Source organism: Planococcus massiliensis, from assembly GCF_000821325.1.
GTDB lineage: Bacteria > Bacillota > Bacilli > Bacillales_A > Planococcaceae > Planococcus > Planococcus ruber.
On record NZ_CCXS01000001.1, the window covers coordinates 465,025 to 486,395 of the forward strand.

General features: G+C 47.5%; 19 protein-coding genes and 1 riboswitch. Of the genes, 11 read left to right on the forward strand and 8 right to left on the reverse strand.

The annotated features are described in order from the left end of the window. Positions 1-464: 464 nt before the first annotated feature. Both BN1080_RS02355 and BN1080_RS02360 read right to left on the reverse strand, forming a co-directional pair. On the reverse strand, positions 465-1,664 hold the full coding sequence (locus BN1080_RS02355) for an MFS transporter (RefSeq protein WP_052650167.1): 1,200 nt from the start codon (positions 1,662-1,664) through the stop codon (positions 465-467). A 189-nt stretch (positions 1,665-1,853) separates the two neighbouring features. Continuing rightward, entirely contained in the window at positions 1,854-3,083 is a 1,230-nt protein-coding gene (locus BN1080_RS02360) for an MFS transporter (RefSeq protein WP_052650170.1), read from the reverse strand. Positions 3,084-3,746: 663 nt separating this feature from the next. On the opposite strand from BN1080_RS02360, the gene BN1080_RS02365 reads away from it, so the two are divergent. From BN1080_RS02365 to BN1080_RS02375, 3 genes are all read left to right on the forward strand, one after another. Continuing rightward, positions 3,747-5,240, forward strand: a complete 1,494-nt coding sequence (locus BN1080_RS02365) for an acetyl-CoA hydrolase/transferase family protein (RefSeq protein WP_052650173.1) — start codon at positions 3,747-3,749, stop codon at positions 5,238-5,240. A gap of 113 nt (positions 5,241-5,353) precedes the next feature. After that, on the forward strand, positions 5,354-5,998 hold the full coding sequence (locus tag BN1080_RS02370; protein ID WP_052650176.1) for a LytTR family DNA-binding domain-containing protein: 645 nt from the start codon (positions 5,354-5,356) through the stop codon (positions 5,996-5,998). Positions 5,999-6,224: 226 nt separating this feature from the next. Then, positions 6,225-7,739, forward strand: coding sequence for an acetyl-CoA hydrolase/transferase family protein (locus tag BN1080_RS02375; RefSeq protein ID WP_052650179.1), 1,515 nt, complete (start codon positions 6,225-6,227; stop codon positions 7,737-7,739). A 38-nt stretch (positions 7,740-7,777) separates the two neighbouring features. Here BN1080_RS02375 and BN1080_RS02380 read toward each other — a convergent pair whose 3' ends face one another. Next, the gene (locus tag BN1080_RS02380) at positions 7,778-8,248 is read right to left on the reverse strand and encodes a VOC family protein (RefSeq protein ID WP_052650182.1); all 471 of its coding nucleotides are present in this window, start codon (positions 8,246-8,248) and stop codon (positions 7,778-7,780) included. Between the two features lie 157 nt (positions 8,249-8,405). On the opposite strand from BN1080_RS02380, the gene rlmN reads away from it, so the two are divergent. Then, positions 8,406-9,476: a dual-specificity RNA methyltransferase RlmN gene (gene rlmN, locus BN1080_RS02385; RefSeq protein ID WP_052650185.1), complete on the forward strand. Its 1,071-nt coding sequence runs from the start codon at positions 8,406-8,408 to the stop codon at positions 9,474-9,476. Positions 9,477-9,612: 136 nt separating this feature from the next. Here the strand turns inward: rlmN and BN1080_RS02390 are convergent, their stop codons facing one another. Genes BN1080_RS02390 through BN1080_RS02400 form a run of 3 tightly spaced genes read right to left on the reverse strand, consistent with a single transcriptional unit; the run spans position 9,613 to position 12,778 of the window. Beyond that, complete coding sequence (locus BN1080_RS02390; RefSeq protein WP_324607144.1) at positions 9,613-10,527, reverse strand: carbohydrate ABC transporter permease; 915 nt, start codon at positions 10,525-10,527, stop codon at positions 9,613-9,615. Continuing rightward, positions 10,528-11,439, reverse strand: coding sequence for a carbohydrate ABC transporter permease (locus BN1080_RS02395; protein ID WP_234398914.1), 912 nt, complete (start codon positions 11,437-11,439; stop codon positions 10,528-10,530). It abuts the gene before it with no gap. Positions 11,440-11,455: 16 nt separating this feature from the next. Then, positions 11,456-12,778, reverse strand: coding sequence for an ABC transporter substrate-binding protein (locus BN1080_RS02400; RefSeq protein WP_052650192.1), 1,323 nt, complete (start codon positions 12,776-12,778; stop codon positions 11,456-11,458). A gap of 241 nt (positions 12,779-13,019) precedes the next feature. Here BN1080_RS02400 and BN1080_RS02405 point away from each other — a divergent pair, with 241 nt between their 5' ends. From BN1080_RS02405 to BN1080_RS02435, 7 genes are all read left to right on the forward strand, one after another. Then, positions 13,020-14,162, forward strand: a complete 1,143-nt coding sequence (locus BN1080_RS02405) for an ABC transporter ATP-binding protein (RefSeq protein ID WP_052650194.1) — start codon at positions 13,020-13,022, stop codon at positions 14,160-14,162. A 20-nt stretch (positions 14,163-14,182) separates the two neighbouring features. Continuing rightward, a riboswitch (TPP riboswitch) is annotated at positions 14,183-14,286 on the forward strand. An 86-nt stretch (positions 14,287-14,372) separates the two neighbouring features. Next, positions 14,373-15,056, forward strand: a complete 684-nt coding sequence (gene tenA, locus BN1080_RS02410) for a thiaminase II (protein ID WP_052650196.1) — start codon at positions 14,373-14,375, stop codon at positions 15,054-15,056. Position 15,057: 1 nt separating this feature from the next. Continuing rightward, complete coding sequence (gene thiM / locus BN1080_RS02415; RefSeq protein ID WP_052650199.1) at positions 15,058-15,843, forward strand: hydroxyethylthiazole kinase; 786 nt, start codon at positions 15,058-15,060, stop codon at positions 15,841-15,843. After that, positions 15,840-16,676, forward strand: a complete 837-nt coding sequence (gene thiD, locus BN1080_RS02420; RefSeq protein WP_052650201.1) for a bifunctional hydroxymethylpyrimidine kinase/phosphomethylpyrimidine kinase — start codon at positions 15,840-15,842, stop codon at positions 16,674-16,676. Before thiM ends, thiD begins: the two co-directional genes overlap by 4 nt. After that, entirely contained in the window at positions 16,660-17,316 is a 657-nt protein-coding gene (gene thiE / locus BN1080_RS02425) for a thiamine phosphate synthase (RefSeq protein ID WP_234398915.1), read from the forward strand. Before thiD ends, thiE begins: the two co-directional genes overlap by 17 nt. Beyond that, complete coding sequence (gene thiW / locus BN1080_RS02430; protein ID WP_052650207.1) at positions 17,313-17,801, forward strand: energy coupling factor transporter S component ThiW; 489 nt, start codon at positions 17,313-17,315, stop codon at positions 17,799-17,801. The genes thiE and thiW overlap by 4 nt, the downstream gene beginning before the upstream one ends. A gap of 102 nt (positions 17,802-17,903) precedes the next feature. Next, positions 17,904-18,698: a YkuS family protein gene (locus tag BN1080_RS02435; RefSeq protein ID WP_052650211.1), complete on the forward strand. Its 795-nt coding sequence runs from the start codon at positions 17,904-17,906 to the stop codon at positions 18,696-18,698. A gap of 116 nt (positions 18,699-18,814) precedes the next feature. On the opposite strand, the gene BN1080_RS02440 is transcribed toward BN1080_RS02435, so the two are convergent. After that, positions 18,815-19,810 carry a nuclease-related domain-containing protein gene (locus BN1080_RS02440; RefSeq protein ID WP_052650213.1) on the reverse strand — a complete coding sequence of 332 codons (996 nt, stop codon included), beginning with the start codon at positions 19,808-19,810 and terminating at the stop codon, positions 18,815-18,817. 125 nt (positions 19,811-19,935) lie between these two features. After that, a complete protein-coding gene (locus BN1080_RS02445) occupies positions 19,936-21,213 on the reverse strand; it encodes an MFS transporter (protein ID WP_052650216.1) in 1,278 nt (425 codons plus the stop codon). Positions 21,214-21,371 lie beyond the last annotated feature (158 nt).

The window sequence follows — 21,371 nt, forward strand, 5'->3', positions numbered from 1 at the left end:
ATAATTATACAACTTTATAGGCAATATCGCAAAGTTTAACCAAAACTGTATAAGAAGAATGAAAAAGGCCCCTATATAAGGAGCCTTTTCAATGTGTTGAAAAATAGAAATGGAAAAAATTTCGTATAGAAACTCGATATTCCACAAAACCGCTGCGAAGCGATTGCCCATGGCTTACGAGGTCAATTGCCTTGCAACGAGCTTGCGAAGAAGCAAGTGTTTTAAAACGATACCTTTATAAAACATTGTCTCCGCTGTGTTGTCCCATATCTTTGGAAAGTGTTCCAGCGCCGGCGCGGTTCCGGACGGGCTGGAGCAATAAGACGAGTGATTTTCTCGGCTTATTGCGGGAAGCAAGTCCATAGCGCCGCAGTGCGGATTCCAGAAGCAGATGCTCGAATCCAATTAGTTTCTCGACAATCTCAAAAGGCCCCTATACAAGGAGCCTTTCGCTTGGATTGAATTTATAGGACCGCAGCAGATTTGGCAGCTCTTGAGCGTTGCCAAACCACTGTGATGAACATGGTGACTAATAGCATCGCCAGACCCAAAATGAACGGGAAGATGATATTGACGTCATACAGCACGCCCGCAAGAAGCGGCCCGATGACATTGCCGATGCTCATATAGGCATTGTTTATGCCCATTGCGAATCCGACTTCGCCTTCTGCCATTTTTGAAATCAACGTGTTCAAAACAGGGCGGAGGATCGAAGTCGCCATGAAGATGACGAGCGATACACCGAAGAACATGGCGTAGCTGCCGGCGAACAATGACAATAGGAAGCCGATTGCCGTAACTCCGAGGAAGAACACTAAAATCGCGACTTCTCCGAAGCGGCGGACAATGCGGTCCACGATAAACAATTGAACGATGACGCTGACAACGCCGGTCGCAGTAATCATGAAGGCGATGTCTTTCGCAGAAGAGTTGAACTGGTTGTCCAAGTACAAACCAACGACGGATTCATAGGCCAACAAACCGAAGCTCATGACCAGCGTAATAACCAGAGGAATGAAATACGGCATCTTCACCGAACGGCCAATTTTTGTGAACATCGACTCTTCATCAGGAACAGTCGACTCCACAACCGGATTTCCTTCAACAGCGTCGCTGTCTTTCAAGAGAACGACAGAGAAGAGAACCGCAACTAGTGAAACAAGTGCAGAAACCAGGAAAGGCAATTTCAGGCTGTAATCTGCCAGAAAACCGCCGATTCCAGGTCCGACGACGATGCCGAGTGACATCGCAGCCGATACTAAGCTCGTGCCTTTTGCGCGCTGGTCGAATGTGGTGATATCTGCGATATAAGCAAAGATGGCAGGTACGAGCATCGCTGCCCCCACCCCGCCGATGAGGCGGGACAGGTAAAGGACCGCGATAAAGTCAGAGGCATAAAAGACAAACATGGAAATGGTCAATCCGAGCAGGCCGTAAATGATCATTTTTCGGCGGCCGTACTGGTCTGCCCACTTTCCGGCAATCGGGGAAAACAGGAACTGGGCAGCTGCAAAAATGGCAATCATCAAACCGGCGGCCATACCGCCCTGATTAATGGAGGCCAAATAGGAAGGCAAAATCGGAATGACAATTCCGAAGCTCGCGATGGCGATGAACATATTGATCATCAGGATAAAAATCTTTTTTCGTTGATCTGGTGACATGGAAGCACCCTCATTTCTTCTATAGACTGTTCTGGATATTTTTTCTCAGCTTCACCATATTATTTGAGTACAAAGTTCCTGTCAATGGAATGAACTCCGCTTTAATTTGTTTTTTATTCAAGATTTTTACCATGCAAAAAGAAGCTTCCCGGAATTGCATCTGGACAGCTTCTTTGCAGGAAAGCGAGTTTATTGGACCGCTTCTTTCATTTCTTCATAATGGAGAACAGCGAGTGCCTTGGCTGCCCGTGAGCTGCGCCAAGCAATCGCAATGGACAAGGTGAGGATCAACAACCCAAGCCCTAAAATGAACGGATAATTGATATTAAAGTCGAACAGCAATCCAGCCGATAACGGGCCAAGCACATTGCCAAGGCTCATATAGGAAGTGTTCATGCCCATGGCAAATCCGACTTCGCCTTGCGCCATCTTTGAGATCAAGATATTGAGGACGGGCCGAAGAATGGCCATTGCCAGGAAAATGACCAGCGAGACGCCGAAGAAAGTGGCGTAGCTTCCCGCAACCAGCGACAAGACGAAACCAAAAGCCGCAAGGCCAAGAAACGCAATAAGCACCGGCACTTCGCCGAAACGGCGCACAAGGCGGTCAACGATGAACATTTGGACAATGACGCTGATCAAGCCAGTTGCCGTAATCATCATCGCAATGTCTTTTGAAGTTGAGCCATATTCGGTTGTTAAATACATGCCGATCACCGACTCATAAGCGACCAGTCCGAAACTCATAACGAAAGTGATGATTAACGGAATAAAATACGGCATTTTAACCGAACGCCCAATCTGTTCGAGCATCGATTCGTCTTTGGCGAATTCTTCCGCCTGTTTCGTGCTTTCTTCCGTCGGTGCAATTTCTTTCAGCATGACAAATGAAAACAGCACCGCGGTGAATGTAACGAACGCTGACACAAGGAATGGCAGCTTCAAGTCGAAGTCGGCTAAAAATCCGCCGATTCCCGGTCCGATGACTAAGCCGAGCGACATGGAAGCTGTGACAAGCCCGGTCCCTTTCGCGCGTTGAGAAGGCGTTGTGATGCCTGCTACGTAGGTGAAGATTCCAGGGACGAGGAACGCATCGCCGATTCCGCCGATGATGCGCGATGCATACAGAATCCAAATGGAATCCGTAGCGTAGAACATCAGCATGGAAACGGTCAAAAGCGATAAACCGATGATGATGACTTTGCGCGGTCCGTAGACATCCGCCCATTTTCCGCCAAGCGGCGAGAACAATAATTGAGCGCCGGCGAAAATGGCGATCATCAGCCCCGCTGCCGTGCCGCCTTGGTTGATGGAAACCAAATACGCGGGAAGGATGGGGACGATAATGCCAAAGCTGGCAATCGCGATAAACATATTGATCATCAGGATGGTGATTTTCTTTCTTTGTTCAGGAGACATTGCAGGTAAATCCTCTTTTCTATAAAATGAATTCTTTTATTTATCAGCCAGGGCCGAAAGACCCTCCATAACGTATTGGTTAGGTAAAATAAACATCCGCCGGCAGTAATCAGCATCCATCCACTAATGATCACTCCCGAAGCCATACCGCCTTGGTTAATCGATTCCAGGTAAGCCGGAATGACCGGCCCAGTGATTCCGAAACTTGTTATGGGTATAAATAAAGTGGTCATTAAAATAATCATCTTTATTGTTGGGATGAAGACATAGATGGTATCTCGTTTCACATAAAGTTATTGCGAAAATATATCTGATTTTAACAACTTTCCTATATTATGATGAAAAAACCTCAAAGTCAATGGGTTTTGGACATAAAAATAACATGTTGCAAAACAATTTATTATTCTATTATATAAATATTCACAAAATTTTATAGAGCCTAACAGACTGCGGTTTTTGAGATTAAATTATTTAAATATCGTAATCGATAAGGTCAAATAAAACGCTTACATAGAAGAGTGAAATCTTCTTCATTTGTTACAGTGGTGTGAAGGGCCAATTTAATATAGTAGAAACAGAGCGCTGGGGTTTATAGAAGAGGGGCGGAGGTAAGGTATAATTAAGGTAACAAGAACGGCATTCAAGCCACGAAAGGTGACTGAAATGGAAAAAACCATCGAACGCATCAAAGCCATTCAATTGCAGGACCGAGTTATTGACGCCGACCTCGCAGCTTCATGGATCCAGGACGGCATGACACTCGGATTAAGTGGATTTACACGCGCCGGCGACGCCAAGGCGGTTCCGCTGGCGCTCGTCAGACGTGCAGAAACGGAAACTTTTAAAGTGAATATTTTTACCGGCGCTTCTTTAGGTTCGGATATCGACAAATTATTTGCAGAAGCGGGCATCGTTAATAAGCGTCTGCCGTTCCAGGCAGATGCAACGATGCGCCGAAAAATCAACGAAGGCGACATGCTGTTTGTCGATCACCATCTGTCTCAGACGGCCGAGTGGATTAAAGCGGGCGTCATTGAGCCCATTGATTTTGCCATCATTGAAGCGCTCGGCATTACAGAAGATGGATTGATTATTCCGACAACGTCTGTCGGCAACTCGGCGCTGTTCGTGCAATACGCTAAAAACGTCATTGTGGAAATCAATACAGCCCAGCCGGCTTTATTCGAAGGGATTCATGATATTTACGATACCGGCAAGCAAGGGGAGCGTTCACCGATTCCATTGACGCATGTGAATGACCGGCTCGGCGTTCCGGGAATCCCCGTGGATTTGGATAAAGTGCGGGGCATTATTTTTACGAACCAGCCCGATTCGCCTTCAACGATCGCCGAATCAGATGAAGAAACGGAAATGATGGCGGGGCATTTGCTGAACTTTCTCCGCTCGGAAGTTCGCGCAGGGCGCCTGACAAACAAACTTGCACCGCTGCAATCCGGCATCGGAACAGTGGCGAATGCTGTTCTTCACGGCCTGATCGATTCGGAGTTTGAAGATTTGGAAGTTTATTCGGAAGTGCTGCAGGATGCGGTATTTGAGTTGATGGATGCCGGGAAAGTCCGTTTCGCTTCCAGCTCGTCCATCACCTTGTCTGAAGAAAAGATGAAACAGGTATTTTCAAATTTTGAAAAATACCGGGAGAAATTAATTTTGCGGCCGCAGGAGATTTCCAATCATCCTGAAATCATTCGCCGCCTCGGACTCATCTCCATCAACACGGCATTGGAATTCGATATTTACGGCAACGTCAACTCGACCCATGTGTCCGGAACGAAAATGATGAACGGCATCGGCGGTTCCGGAGACTTTGCCCGAAATGCGCGGCTGTCCATCTTCGTAACGAAATCGATTGCGAAAGGCGGAAGGATTTCCAGTGTGGTGCCTTTTGCCACGCACATCGACCATACGGAGCATGATGTGGACATCGTAGTGACGGAGCAGGGCTACGCGGATCTTCGCGGACTCGCACCGCGCGAACGTTCGAAGCTGATCATCGAAAATTGTGTGCATCCAACGTACAAAGAAAAAATGCTTGAATACTACAGAGAAGCACTGGAACGCGGGGGACAAACTCCGCATGTTTTGGAAAAAGCTTTCTCCTGGCATGCAAAATTAGCTCAGACCGGCACAATGCTTTAAAAGTTACATCAACAGCTGCCCTATTATGGGCGGCTGTTTTCACTTATAGTGATAGTCAGGAGCCAGAACGGTATCATTAAGAAATAATAGGAAAGAAAGGCAGGGGCCGTCTTATGGAATGGTTTACGCAAAGTTCGTTGCTTGATGTTATGGGAGAATTGTTCTCTGATGAAGTATCGATTGTTGTCACCAATACGAAGGAATATATCTACTACCGGCCGAGCAAAAGAATCGATTTGAAAATCCGTCCCGGGGACCCGATAAAAGAAGGCAGCATGGCGCATATGGCCTTAACCACTAACCAAAAATCTTCTGAATTCGTCGATCGGGATGTGTTCGGGGTGCCTTATCATGGAATGGCGGTGCCTTTTGAAAAAGAAGGCGTGCTGGGAGGCTGCGTGATTGCCATTTATCCGGCGTTCACCGAAGGGAAATCGGTTGTGACCGTAAAAACTTCCGACGGCTGGAAGCCCATCCCTTTTGCGGAAGTGGCTTATCTGGAAGTGAAGGACCGGAAAACCCATGTCTATGCAGCTGAACTATCCGGCACCAATAAAAATACCTTGCAGGAATTTGAATTTTTATTGCCGCGGGATCGGTTCATCCGGTGCCACCGCTCGTTTATCGTCAATGTTCACCATATAAAAGAAATTTATCCGGATACCCATTCGACTTTTGTGCTGGCGATGAACAATGGAGACCGGATTCCTGTCAGCCAATCCTACTCAAGTTATTTCCGGAAAATGCTGGGATTTTAGAAAATGCTGCTTGAGCCATAGGAATTTCTGTCTTACTCGTTTTTCTCACTCTTCTAACCGGCAAAACACATTTTGGACACATTTTAAGATAAAGTTATCTAATAATTAAAAAACTAGACCCTATTAGATTGAATGCGGTTTTTGACTGAGCGCACGCTCATGAAAACGCTTTATCTTGTGAATATATGCTGTTTTAATGACTAAAATCGGAAAGAGAGTGATCGATATGGAGAACAAACTTGCACGCATTAAGGCTGTAGAATTGCAGCAGCGCATCGTGACACCGGAAGAGGCGGCTTCATGGATCAAAGACGGAATGACATTGGGGCTTAGCGGATTTACGCGTGCTGGCGACGTGAAAGCGGTTCCTTTTGCATTGGTAAAACGGGCTGAAACAGAAAAATTTAAAGTGAACATCTTTACAGGTGCGTCGCTTGGATCAGATATCGACCGCGTCTTCGCTGAAGCGGACATCGTCAACAAGCGTCTGCCATTCCAGGCAGAGCCGGCGATGCGCAAAAAAATCAATGAAGGCGACATGCTGTTTGTCGACCATCACCTGTCCCACACCGCTGAATGGGTCAGATCCGGCGTAACAGAACCGATTGATTTTGCGATTGTCGAAGCTTTATCCATTACAGCTGATGGCATGATTATCCCGACCACTTCTGTAGGAAACTCTGCTGTTTTTGCCAAACACGCACAAAATATCATCGTGGAAATTAACATGGTACAGCCTGAATTGTTTGAAGGGCTTCATGATATTTACGACACCGGCAAACAAGGCGAGCGGTCACCGATTCCGTTGACGACAGTCGATCAGCGCATTGGAACGATCGGCATACCCGTCGATATGGAAAAAGTGAGAGGAATTGTCTTCACGGAACAATTGGATTCGCCTTCCACCATTGTAGCGCCTGATGCGGAAACAAAAATCATGGCCGACCACCTGCTGGAATTCTTCCGTTCTGAAATTCGCGCCGGGCGATTAACCGAATCGTTGGCGCCGCTCCAGTCGGGCATCGGGTCTGTGGCGAATGCGGTTCTCCACGGGATGCTTGATTCGGAATTTGAGGGACTCGAAGTCTATTCAGAAGTGCTGCAGGATGCCGTTTTTGATTTGATCGACGCGGGCAAAGTGGAATTCGCTTCTTGCTGTTCGATTACGCTTTCAGATGAAAAGATGAAACAGGTCTACAGCGAGTTCGAGAATTACCGCAATAAAATCGTCATGCGCCCGCAGGAAATTTCCAACCATCCGGAAGTGATCCGCCGCCTCGGATTAATTTCCATCAATACGGCGCTGGAATTCGATATTTACGGCAACGTCAACTCGACGCATGTATGCGGAACGAAAATGATGAATGGCATCGGCGGTTCCGGCGATTTTGCCCGCAATGCCCGCCTGGCCATCTTTGTAACGAAATCCATTGCCAAAGGCGGCAATATTTCAAGCATCGTGCCTTTCGCTTCTCATATTGACCACACCGAACATGATGTGGACGTCGTTGTAACCGAACAAGGCTACGCGGATCTTCGCGGCCTTGCACCTCGTGAGCGTGTCGAAGTGATCATCGAAAACTGCGTACACCCTACTTACCGGGCAGCGCTGCGTGAATATTACGAAGAGGCATTGACGCGCGGCGGGCAAACGCCGCACGTCCTGGAGAAAGCTTTCTCATGGCATGCGAATTTCGCAAATCATGGCTCGATGCTTCCGAAAAAAGAACAACTTGTATAAATAGATAAAACCAGCTGATTAAGCATCAGCTGGTTCTTTCATTTATTGGCGTACATTTCTGAAGTGTTTCTAGTGTAAAGTTCGATGATGTTGCCGAAAGGGTCCTCGGTGTACACCAGGAAATGCGGTTTGCCTTTCGTTGTTTGCCAGATTTTGCTGCGCTGTTTGCCGCCATGCTGGACAATGCGTTCGATCGATTCCACTAAATTATCGACAATCAGGCAAATGTGGAAAAATCCTTTATGAAGCGGAGGGGTTTCATCGTTGAAAGCGGGCTGCTGGAATTCGAATAATTCGATGCCAATCCCGTTATGTGACATCAAATGCGCATTCCGCATCTTTTGGATATCGGTTCCCTGCAAGTCCTGCGTCATATTTTCTTCATCTGCTTCAACCGCTTCAAACTCAAATGGCCCGGCGAGTGTGTAAAAGCCGAAGACTTTGCTGTACCAATCGATGGCTTGGTCAAGATCCGGCACCGCTAAGCCGATATGCGTGATTTCACCCATAAACAGACCTCCTTTACCGGATTCTTTACCCGGAAATGGCAAGGGCTACACAGTCTTAAAGACAGATTTTTCTGTGTAAACAAAAATGGTTGTTGTCAAGCCGGATTTTTAGTATTATAATAAGCAATTGTGAAATTCTGAAATGAGGGTTCTAATAATGAAAAATTCCATCTATGGTATGACGATTGATCAGCTAAAAGAATGGTTTTTAGAAAATGGACAAAAGAAGTACCGTGCTGAACAAGTATGGGACTGGTTATATATTAAACGCGTGACTGAATTTTCCCAGATGAACAATCTGAGCAAAGAAGTCATTGAATTGTTGGAAAACAATTTTGCGATCCGTACGCTTGAAGAAGCGGTAAAACAGGAATCGGCAGACGGCACGATCAAATTCCTTTTCCGTCTGCAGGATGGCAACTTGATCGAAACCGTATTGATGCGCTTTAAATACGGAAACTCTGTCTGTGTAACGACGCAAGTCGGCTGCAACATCGGCTGCAGTTTCTGTGCCAGCGGACTTTTGAAAAAGAGCCGCGATTTAAACGCGGGTGAAATCGTTGAGCAGATCATGCAAGTGCAAGCTCACTTTGACGCTCAGAAAAAAGATGAACGCGTAAGCCATATCGTGGTTATGGGTATCGGCGAACCGTTCGACAACTACACGAACTTGATGGGCTTCTTGAACGTTGTTAACTCTCAAAAAGGATTGGCTATCGGCGCCCGCCACATCACGGTATCGACAAGCGGCATCGTACCAAAAATCTACGATTATGCGGATGAAGGCTTGCAGGTGAACTTGGCGATTTCCATCCATGCGCCGAACAACGAATTGCGTTCACGCATCATGAAAATCAACAAAGCGTACCCGATCGAGAAATTGATGGCGGCCATCGATTATTACTTGGAAAAATCAAACCGCCGTATCACATTCGAATATATTTTATTGCGCGACGTGAACGACCATGTCGAAGAAGCAAATCAATTGGCGAAGTTGCTTGAAGACAAGCGCCACTTGTCATACGTCAACTTGATCCCGTACAACTCGGTCAGCGAACACGATCAGTATCAGCAAAGCACGCCGGAAGCCATCAGTGCATTCTACGATGCATTGAAGAAAAAAGGCATCAACTGCGGCGTTCGCCAAGAACAAGGCGCCGACATCGATGCAGCTTGCGGACAATTGCGCAGCAAACAGATCAAAAAAGAAAAAACAGCCGCTGTTTAAGCGATGGAGAAAAGGGCATTCCGCATCCGGGATGCCCTTTTTTGTTTGTTTCAATTGCTGAACGAAAATAGCCCTGCTGTGAATCCAAATAAAAAACCCTCCGCAAGATTTTGCGAAGGGTCTTTTGCCGTTGCATTTATTTGCCTCCGGACTGGAGATTGATGCCTTGGATAAAGTATTTTTGGAAGAAGAAAAACAAAAGAATGACCGGAAGGAGCACGAGAAGCGATCCTGCCATCAAGTAATTCCACTGGGTATCCAATTGTCCCTTAAACACGGCAAGTCCAAGCTGCAAAGTATACAGGTTTTCATCGTTCAAGTAGAGAAGCGGGCCAAGGAAATCGTTCCAAGCGCCGTTAAACGAGAAAATGGCTACAGTGGCAAGCGCCGGCTTCGTTAGCGGAAGGCCGATTTTCCACCAAATATAGAAGTGGCTGGCGCCTTCCATTTTTGCCGCTTCGATCAGTTCAGTCGGAATCGTCATATAGAACTGGCGCAGCAAGAAGATGTAAAAGGCACTTCCGAAAAAGTGCGGAACGATGAGCGGATAGTACGTATTGACCCAGCCCAATTTAGAAAATAAAACGTATTGCGGGATCAACGTAACAAATCCTGGGATCATCATCGTCGACAGCACAATCGCAAACCACACGTTTTTGCCGCGGAATGGAATTTTCGCAAATCCGTAAGCGATAAAAGAATTCGCGAGTACGCTGCCGATCACGACTAACGTGGTGATGGTCAAGGTGTTAATCGTATAAGTCGTGAACGGCGCAACTTGCCAAGTCCGGATGTAATTTCCCCATTCCCAGGATTCCGGGAAGAAAGAAGGCGGATAGGACATGACTTCCGCCATCGTCTTAAGGGAAGTGGCGAACATCCACCAGAGCGGCGACAGAATCAGCAGACTGCCTGCAGCGAGCAAAACAAAATTGAATACGCGCCACATATTGTTGCGGTTTCCGCGATGCTGAAAAAATCCGGTTTTTGAAATCGTCTGCAATTTCTCCGGTTCGTCGAGATAAGCTGTTTTTTCTTCCGGCTTGTCCATTTACTTATCCTCCCCTTCATAATGCACCCAGCGGGGGGCAAGTTTCAGGTTGATGACGGTCAGGATGAATACGATGACGAACAGGATCCACGACATCGCCATGGCGTATCCCATATCGAAATTTTCGAATGCCTGGTTCCACATATACAAATTGTAGAACAGGAGAGAATTGGCAGGGCCGCCTTCGCCATTCCCCGACATGATATACGCTTCCTGGAAAATTTGGAAGCCTCCGATCAGGCTTGTTACGACGTCAAAGAAAATGACGGGCGTGATCATGGGAATGGTAATGTGGATGAATTGCCGCCACCGGCTCGCGCCGTCAATTTCCGCTGCTTCGTACAAGGATTTCGAAACGCCTTGCATGCTCGCGAGATAGAGGAGCATCGAACCGCCGACGCTCCATAATTTCATCAAGATCAAAGATGGTTTTGTCCAATCGGGATCAAAAAGCCAGTTCGGCCCGTCGATGCCGACCCAGCCCAAAACGAGGTTGACCATCCCGGTTCCGGGTTCAAGAAGCTGCATCCATAAAAGGTAGACGCCGACCCCGGACAGAATTGCCGGCAAGTAGTACAAGGTCCGAAAGAAACGGATGCCTGGTACATCCTGATTCAGAAGCGCTGAAAGAAAAATGGCGCCTAAAGTTGTTAAAGGGACCGAAAGCAGTACGTAGTACAGCGTATTCCATAAAGAAGTCCGAAAAAGACCATCTTCCACGATAAGCGTTTGGTAGTTTTCAACTCCGATGAATTCCATCTGTGATGTTATATTGTAGTCTGTGAAACTTCCCGCAAACGAAAACAATAGCGGCCCGGCGGTAAAACCGATGAAACCGATAATGAACGGCAGAATGAAGATATAGCCGTAGATGCTTTCTTTGCGCCTCATGGACAATCCTCTTTTCCCCAAAGGACTCCCTCCTCGCTTATTGATTTTTTTCGATCAATGCTTCCACATCAGACTGGGCTTTCGCAAGCGCCTCTTCGGCAGTTTTTGAGCCAAGGAAGAATTCATCAACCTGCGGATTGATGTAGTTGAAATAGCTTGGAGCTGCCACTGGAGCCGGCGTCAGCAACGTATCTTCCATGCTGTCGACTGCCATTTGGTAAACCGTCTGGCCCTGTTCCGTCAATTCGTCAGATTCGGCAGCTGCTTCAGCCGCTTCAATATTCGCTACGTTGTCAAAGTTTTTAACCGCCCAATATTCCTGTGATTCTGCACCGGTCAAGTATTCGATAAATTTCCAAGCAGCTTCCGGATCGCTAGAACCTTTCGGAATTTCTGCTACAAACCCGCCGCCCCAGCTTGTGTGACCATTGCCTTCTTCGTATTCAGGCAACTGGACGACTCCGAAATTCAAATCTTCCGCGTAGTCGCGGATCTGCGTATAGAAAGTCGGCTGCTGGACAATCATCGCCAAGTCGCCGCTGAAGAATGGATTTCCTTGCTGGCTGTCGATTTGCGCCTGGAATGAGTTGACGACATCTTCGCCGATACGGTCTTTCCAGGATTTTAGCCAATTGAGGACTTCTACATTCTTTTCAGTGTTGATGTTGACAGTATCCGTATTGTGATCCGGCCCGAAATAGTTTTCGCCATTTGCGTTCAGGAGCCACACATCGTAGCCCACGCCCCATAATGGATAAAAGCCGAGACGATCGTAGCTATTGCCGTTTTTGACATCCAATTTTGCTGCATATTCTTCAAGCTCAGCCCATGTTTCAGGCGGATCTTCCGGGTCCAGCCCCACTTCTTCGAAGGCGTCTTTGTTATAGAAAAGGACGCGTGTATCGGTATTGAAAGGAATCCCGTATGAATCGCCTTCGTGAAGGGTCGCATTCCAAAGTTCCGGATAGAATTTTTCAGAGAAGCTGTCATCGTAGAATTCCGATAGATTCATTGCCTGTTGTTCTTTTCCGCGAAGGGCGGTGGCATTGATATCGTTGATGACGACATCCGGCGGATTCCCGGCAGCGATTGCCGCTAATTCCTTCGTCCAGATATCTCCCCACGGACTATAAGTATGCTTTACTTCAATTTCATCTTGGGAAGCGTTAAAATCTTCAACAATCTTGTCAACGACTGGGCGGCGGATTTCGGAACCCCAGAATGTCCAAAAATCGACTACAATTTTGCCGTCTTCATTAACTGATTCTTTGTCATTGTTGCTGGTCTGGAAGCCGGCACAGCCGCTCAGGATCAAACCAAGCCCAATAAGGGTGATGAGCAATGTCTTCATGTTTTTCATTCGGTTTCACTCCTTCAAGTTTATAAGTTATGTACGTTTTATAGAAAAATTGCTTTGATTGTCGAAGTAATTAAAGAAATTCGACGCCGTTAATTGAAATTTGAGCCTCCTTTCAATCGGAAAGAGCATAAATGCCCCTTCTTCAGGGTAAGTATATAACAAGTTCTTCTGCTTTTCTATGTTGAATTTACAATAGACAGAAAACTATATACAATTAAAGAAAAAGAAATGGGGAATTTAAATGGCGGAGATTTCGATTAAAAATCTGGGAAAAACCTATGATAATGGCGCAACGGCCGTAACAGACTTTAATCTTGAAATCCAGAATGAAGAGTTCATTGTCTTCGTCGGCCCTTCAGGCTGCGGAAAATCGACAACGTTGCGAATGATTGCCGGCCTCGAGGAAATTACGGAAGGTGAATTCTTTATTGATGGAAAACGCATGAATGAGGTCCAGCCAAAAGAAAGAGATATCGCTATGGTTTTTCAGAACTATGCTTTATATCCCCATATGACGGTATTTGAAAACATGGCTTTTGGACTAAAATTAAGGAAGTTCAAGAAAGCGGAGATCCGGAAACGTGTGGAAGATGCTGCGGATATTCTCGGCTTGCGGGAATATTTGGACAGAAAGCCGAAAGCCCTGTCAGGCGGGCAGCGTCAGCGTGTGGCGCTCGGCCGTGCAATTGTCCGGGATGCCAAAGTATTTTTAATGGATGAGCCGCTGTCAAATCTGGATGCAAAACTGCGCGTCCAAATGCGGGCGGAAATTGCGAAACTCCATCAGCGGCTGAAAACGACGACGATTTATGTGACCCATGACCAGACCGAAGCGATGACGATGGCCACCCGGATCGTCATTATGAAAGATGGCCATATCCAGCAAGTCGGAAGCCCGAAAGAAGTCTATGATTATCCGGCGAATCGTTTTGTTGGAGGCTTTATCGGTTCACCGGCCATGAACTTTTTTGAAGGCCGTTTGGAAAAAGGCTCCTTTGTATTGGGTGACCGGACGATCAGCATCCCGAAAGAAACGTTGGACATCCTGAATAGCCGAGGCTACGTCGGGAAGCCGCTGACATTAGGGATCCGGCCGGAACATATCCACGTCAACAGCGAAGATTTATCCGGCCTGCCGGTCAGTGAATTTGATGCGACCGTTACCGTATCGGAATTGACAGGAGCAGAAACTATTATTTATGCCGTTTATGCGGAGCAGGAATTTATCGCCCGGGTTGAAGCGGACACGGCCATCGAGCCGGGGCACACCGCGCGGCTGGCTTTCGATATGTCGCATGTCCATTTCTTTGATGCAGAAAACGGCATGCGCATAAAAGCTGAGAAATCAGATAAGTCTGTTGCAGAAGTCGAATCTGTGCTATAGTGATGTCGACAACCAAATAAAACACCCACTGGGGGAGCCGGATATCGGCTGAGACGGGCATTAGCCCGGACCCTTTGAACCTGATCTGGATCATACCAGCGTAGGGAAGTGGCGAGAAGCATGCTATTTTTCTATCTATGACTGCATACGCAAACGCCGCTTTCCTTAACTGGGAAGCGGCGTTTTTATTTGCAAAAAGGAGATGGCCAAATGACATTTTGTAAAGAAGTCCGGTTGGAGTGCAAGGAGCTATGGGAAGCGAGTTTTGAACACCCGTTCGTTAAAGGGATAGCAGATGCGACGCTGCCGTTAAACGTCTTTCGCTATTACGTCATGCAGGATGCCTATTACTTAACGCATTTTGCAAAAGTGCAGGCGATCGGCGCGGTAAAAGCCAATGATTTAGAAACGACTAAGCGATTTGCATTTCATGCAGAGCATACGTGTGCGGCAGAAATGGCTTTGCATGAATCGTTCATGAAAATCCTTGGAGTGACCAAAGAAGATTGGGCTGAATTTGAGCCATCGCCGAATGCCTACGCCTACGTATCGCATATGTACCGTTCGGCTGAAGGAGATTTGGCAGATGTCCTCGCTGCGATTCTGCCTTGCTACTGGCTGTATCAGGAAATCGGCAACCGCCTGAAAGAAGCGAAGCCGGATCATCCGATTTACAGCCGCTGGATTGAAACTTATGGCGGCGAGGAATTTGCAGCGCTTGTAAGGGAACAGATGGAGCGGATGGACCATCTCGCAGAAGGGCTTTCGGAAAATCGCCGCAAAGAACTGAAAGACCGTTTCCGGCGCAGCTGCTATTACGAATGGAATTTTTGGGAACAGGCTTGGACAATGCAGACATGGACGGTAAAACCTTATACGAAGGCTGGTGTTTAAGATGATTGAAAAATTGCGCGCTGAAAATCCGATTGTCCACTGCATCACGAACCACGTCGTTTCAAATTTCCAGGCCAATGGGCTGCTGGCAATCGGGGCTTCTCCGATTATGGGGGAAGCGCCGGAAGAAGCGGTTGAACTTGCGTCGCTTTCGGGAGCTGTGTCGCTTAATATCGGAACGTTAAATGCCGGGACGCTGGAAAGCATGCTCATTGCCGGAAAGACAGCAAATCAATTGGGCCGCCCAGTCGTGCTAGATCCTGTAGGTGTAGGAGCGACAGCTTTCAGGGCCGCTGCAGCTGAGAAAATTTTGAGGGAAGTGAACATTGCCGTGCTTCGCTGCAATGCTGGAGAGCTTGCGGCCATTTGTGGAACTGAATGGCGAGGGAAAGGCGTAGATGCCGGCAGTGGGGAAGCGGATGTGAAACAGTTAGCAGTCGAGGCGGCGAATAAACTCGGGCTGGTTGTCGCAGTGACCGGTCCGATTGATTTCGTGACGGATGGAAACGACTTGGTAGAAATTCCTTTTGGGCATCCGCTTATGTCGGCCATTACGGGATCTGGCTGCCTGTTAAGCGCGATGGTTGCTGCTTTTCTAGCAATCTCTCCTGAAAATGTATTAAATGCGGTCGCAGAAGCGCTGCGTTTTTACGGTCAGGCCGGGGAACGAGCTGGCCAATCGGCTTCCGAACCGGGCAGTTTCCAAATCGAATTTCTCAATCAATTGTCTAAACAGAGTACAGGCCATAGCGAACACATTCCCGGAAAGGAGCTGCAGCAAAAATGATGCCACAAGTATTGACCATCGCTGGATCGGATTCCGGAGGAGGCGCAGGAATTCAAGCGGACATTAAAACATTCCAGGAACTCGGAGTTTATTCGACTTCTGTACTGACGGCCGTGACCGCTCAGAATACGCTAGGCGTTGCCGCTATTTACCCAATGGCAAGAGAAGCCGTTCGGACTCAATTGCAGGCTGTCGGAAAGGATTTCCGGCTAGCGGCATTGAAAACCGGAATGTTATTTAATGAAGAAATCATTGAAGAAACGGCCAAGTGGATTCGGCATTTCAATTGGCGGCAGCTGGTGGTCGACCCGGTCATGATTGCCAAAGGCGGAGCGAATTTATTGCGCGCAGAAGCAGGGGCTGCGTTGAAAAAGGAGTTGTTGCCGTTAGCGTCTGTGGTCACGCCGAATATACCGGAAGCGGAAGTCTTGAGCGGTATTGAGATTGCGGATCCTTTGTCGCGCAGACTTGCAGCAGAAAAGATTCTGTCGTTCGGCTCCCAGTCCGTCATTATCAAAGGGGGACATGGGAAGGACGAAGAGACCGCAGAAGATTTCTTTCTTCATCGGGACGGCGAGGAACTGCTGTTCCGGTCGCCTCGAATTGCGACAGTGCAAACCCATGGCACCGGCTGTACGTTTTCGGCAGCCCTAGCTGCGGAGCTGGCGAAAGGGCAGCCGCTTAAAGAAGCGATCTATACCGCTAAACGATTTATCCAGGCGGCTTTGAGCAGTGAATTGAATATCGGGGCTGGCCATGGTCCGACCAATCACGCCGCCTACCGAAAATATGGGGATGAAAGAAGGGAAATGTACGATGTCGAAATTCAGTAGAGTGCCGGCCGTTTATTTTATTCTCGGAACAGGAAATGCCGGAGGAAAAGATCCATTGGCCGTTCTCGAAGCAGCTTTAAAAGCAGGCATCGATTATTTTCAATTGAGGGAGAAAGGGCAAAATGCATTAGAAGGTGCGGAATTGCTGAAGTTTGCGCTCGACTGCAAGGAGCTGTGCCGGCGCTATGAAACGCCTTTCCTGATCAATGACGATCTTGAGCTAGCCAGGGCCATTGATGCAGACGGCCTTCATATTGGCCAGGACGACGCACCTGCTTCAATGGTCCGCAAAATTTTGGGTGCTGAGAAACTGCTCGGTGTATCGGTCCATTCATTGGCGGAGGCAAAACACGCTGTGGAAAGCGGTGCGGATTATGTCGGAATGGGACCTGTATTCCAGACTTCCACAAAAGCCGATGCGAAAGCCCCGGCTGGAGTGGCCGGCATCCAACAGGTAAAGGATGCATATCCGAAGTTGCCGATTGTCGGCATTGGGGGAATCGGCTCTGAAAATGCCGAATCGGTTTGGAAGGCCGGAGCCGCTGGCGTTGCGGTCATCAGCGCGATCGCGCATGCAGAAGACGTTGCGGCGGAAGTAACCGCCTTAAGAGCTTCAGCGCTGGATGGTGTCGGTAAATGAAAACGAAGAAATTGGTTATTTTAGCCATGCTTTCGGCTATCAGCGTGGCCGGATCTGCCTTTGTTTCTTTTCCTGCCGGAATTGCTCGCGCTTATCCCATCCAGCATGCCGTAAATGTGGTCACGGCAGTCATCTTTGGCCCGGCTGCTGCAGTTTCAGTAGCTTTTCTCACCGCGATTGTCCGCATCATGACCGGAACGGGCTCGCTGCTCGCCTTTCCGGGAGGCATGATCGGGGCATTGCTTGCCGGCTTGCTTTATATGAAATTCGGGAAAGTATGGACGGCTGCCCTCGGCGAAGTGGTGGGCACCGGCATTCTGGCCGCGCTCCTTGCCGTTCCGTACGCTAAATTTTTGATGGGTACAGAAGCAGCTGCGCTGTTCTTTATGCCGCCCTTTCTCGTATCCAGCTTATCCGGAGCTATCCTAGGTGCCGTACTTGTGCGCCGCCTCGTCTTGAACCGAGTGAAATTACCCTTATATTAAAAATGTTTCATTCTTGCTACTGCGTTTATTCCTTCGATAAAGAGGGGAAATAAAAAACTATAAGCAAAAGTGAGACAAATTTGAAAAGGGAGTGGGCAAAAGATGGTGAAAATTGCAGTAGAAGAACCGTTTGTATCCGTAAAAAATGCGTTAGAACAAAAAGGCTATAAAGCAGAAATGTTGACCGACAAGACGGATTCAATGGACTATGATTGCGTAGTCGTCCGGGATCAAGAAGATTTGGCCGATTTTCACATGAATGTCCCTCTTGTGGATGCAAGAGGACGCACTTTGCATGAAATCGTCGAAGAAGTGGAAGAACGTTTAGTGCGTGCCGGAAAAATCGACAAGCCACTTTCTCAGACTGAAGGCAAAGGCGGCCTCGGCAGCTCAGCATTTATTAAGGGTGCCGCGACAGGCGCCATTATCGGTGCAGCCGCCGGCCTTCTATTGACACCAAAAAGCGGAAAAGAAATGCAGGCAGTCGTAAAAGATAAAACGGCAGGCTCTTCGCAAAAACTTTCCGATACCGCTGGCAAAACAAAAGAAAAATTGAGCGGCACCGTCGATCAAGTGAAAGAAAAAGCTTCGGGTGCGACAAATGCCACCAAAGGCAAAGTCGATGAGCTGAAAGCGAAGCGCACGGAGAAAAAAGAAGAAAAAGAATTGAAGAAGCAGGAAAAGGCCGTCATCAAAGAAGCGAAAGCTGAAGAAAAAGCGAAAAAAGAACATGAAAAAGCAGAAAAACAAGTTGAAAAAGAAGTGAAGAAAGCAGAAAAAGAAGCCAGTCAAGATAAAGGCAAAACACAGGTAGTGGAATTGGGCGATGCCGACATCACTCAAAACGATTCAGGCAGCGCAACCATTACACCAAAGAATAAAGACGACAAAAAATAAGAAAAAGAGCGGAGGGCCAATCAATATTGGCCCTCCGCTCTCTTATTGAGTTGAGAATGTAATTGCTCTCAACTTTCTATGAAATACTCCCAACTTCCACCCGAATACTCCCGACTTCATATAAAATACTCCCAACTAGTTTCAAAAATGTATTTCGCATCTTTATAAGAACCGATTTTCTTCATTTTCATGCTTATTAACAGTCGGCTAGCTAAACGATGATCCTCTATTTGCAAAATCTCCCGACATTTTTTATTCGTCAGCGGTTCGCCGGTCAGTATTATCCAGTCTTTGAGTGTGCGAATGTGGGCATCTTTGTTTGAAACGCCGCAACTCGGACAAACCCGTGTCCCGTACTTGCGTTTCATGCCAATGCGGCTGCAAGGCTCACACCAGACGCCACGCTGCATCGCTTCAACAGGAAAAGCGGAATTCGCGCAGATCGGCTCGTGTGTGTAAGGGGAATGGGCCGCTGCCAGTTCAGTAGCGAGCTTCTCCATATCACTCAAATTCATGATTTCTTTTTCGGGCTGCAGTTTTCGTAAAAACATCGGCAGCTGATTTGAAAACAGCGCGATTTGCTCTCTCGGCAAGTTTTCGGGCATCTGTTTCGTGTATGAAAATACAAGCACGGAACGAATCGGTAAAAAATACGCCCGAGAAGAAAGCCATTCTTCGAGCAGCCATTCGTTTGTCGCCATTTGTTCAATAGGGCTTTTGCGTCCGGTGACGGAGCCGTCTTCTTTCGTTTGGATGAGCTGCGGAGGCGATTGTTTAAAGAACAGGCGGCCGGACATATTCTTCACTTCAAACACATATACACACCAAGGGGTGATCAACAACGAATCCAACTGGAAAGGGAGGACGGATTTCAACGAAACATCATGTAAAATAAGATGCGGAAAATCGATTTTGCTCATCGAAAAATACGCATCGAATCGCCTTTCCCCGCTGATTCTGGATTCGGCATTCCATAAATCATTTTTCGCCAACACAACCGATGGATGGGTTTTCGGCAATCGCCTCAACAGTATTTCTGCACGTTCTTTATCAACATTCTCATTCCTCGTTTTCCATAGCACAAGCATCCCCGCTTTTTTAACTAAAACCATAGCACGTCCGCAAATTCAAAAATATACTTCCTTTCATAATAAATAGTTGAAGCGCTAAAACGCAGCAAATCTCGAATTTGAAAAATAAAAACTGCCCAAGCCAAAGCCTGGACAGTTAAAATGATTTATTCAGGCGCGACTTCATCAACCGGCGCATGCGGTTTCGGTTTCGGGACGCGTGACAGGATAAACAGGCCGATGATGAACAGAACCACCAGGCTGAAGACGCCCATGCTTGAATTCCCGGTCACTTGGGAAGTGACGGCTACAAGCAAGGGGCCGAGAATCGCTGCAAATTTCCCGAAGATATTGTAGAAGCCGAAAAATTCGTTGGAATTCTCTTTTGGCACGAGCTTGCCGAAATACGAACGGCTAAGTGCCTGGATACCGCCTTGGCTCGTTGCAACGAGCATAGCGAGAATCCAGAAATCGGTGATCGTTTCCAGGAAAAAGGCGTAAATGCAGACGACGATGTAAACGCAGATGCCCACATAAAGCATTTTTTTGCCGGTAAACCGCTCCGACAAGCGGCCGTACAAAATAGCAAACGGTGCCGCTACAACTTGCGTGGCGAAAAGTACAATCAGCAAACTGGTCGAGCTTAAGCCGAGATCGGTGCCGTACGCCGTCGACATGGAAATGATGGTGCCGACGCCGTCGATATAAAAGAAATACGCAATCAGGAATAAAAACAGCGCGCGGTATTGGCGAATTTCCCGGACCGTCTTCCCAAGGCGTTTAAAGCTCTGGGCAACCGGGCTTGGTTCCCGTTCAATATAATAGCGCTGATGGACATTCCGAAGCAGCGGAATGGAGAACACAATCCACCAAACAGCGGTAATCAAAAAGGCGATGCGGCTGGCATTGATGACGGAAACCGGAATCACTTCATTCGTTGCAAGCAAAATGACGGCGATGGATAAGATAAACGGAATCGTCGAACCGATATAGCCAAGTCCGTAGCCGAATGCCGAGACGTTATTCATGCGCTTTTCGGTCGTCACGTCCACAATAAATGCATCATAGAACAAGTTGGAGCCAGTAGCCCCGAGTGCGGCAAAAGTATAGCAAATGAGCAGCAGCAGCCAATTGTCGCTTGGAATAAACGCGAGCATGGCAGTTGAAACGGTGCCAAGCAGGAAAAATCCGGTGAAGAATTTCTTTTTCATGCCTTCGTAATCGGCAATCGTCCCCATGATTGGCCCGATCATCGCTAGGATAAACGTGAAGATAGCGATCGTATAGCCTAAATAAGCTGTAGAATCCGATAAGCTGACTCCCGCTTCAGTGGCGGCGGACTTGTAGAACAGCGGAAAAACAGCAGTGGTGATGATAATGGAGTAAGCTGAATTTCCCCAGTCATAGAACGCCCAACTCTTTTCTTCCTTTGTGAACTTTTTCATCTCTCTATCCCCTTTGTCTTTATCCCCCATACTAACTGTAGATAAATTCATTGTACAAGAACCCCTGGAAGAAAACTGCATCATTTTCAATATTCACTGAAATTTTACATAATTAAATCTAAGCTGACAAAAAATCACTTGTTTGAGAAGGGGCTTTC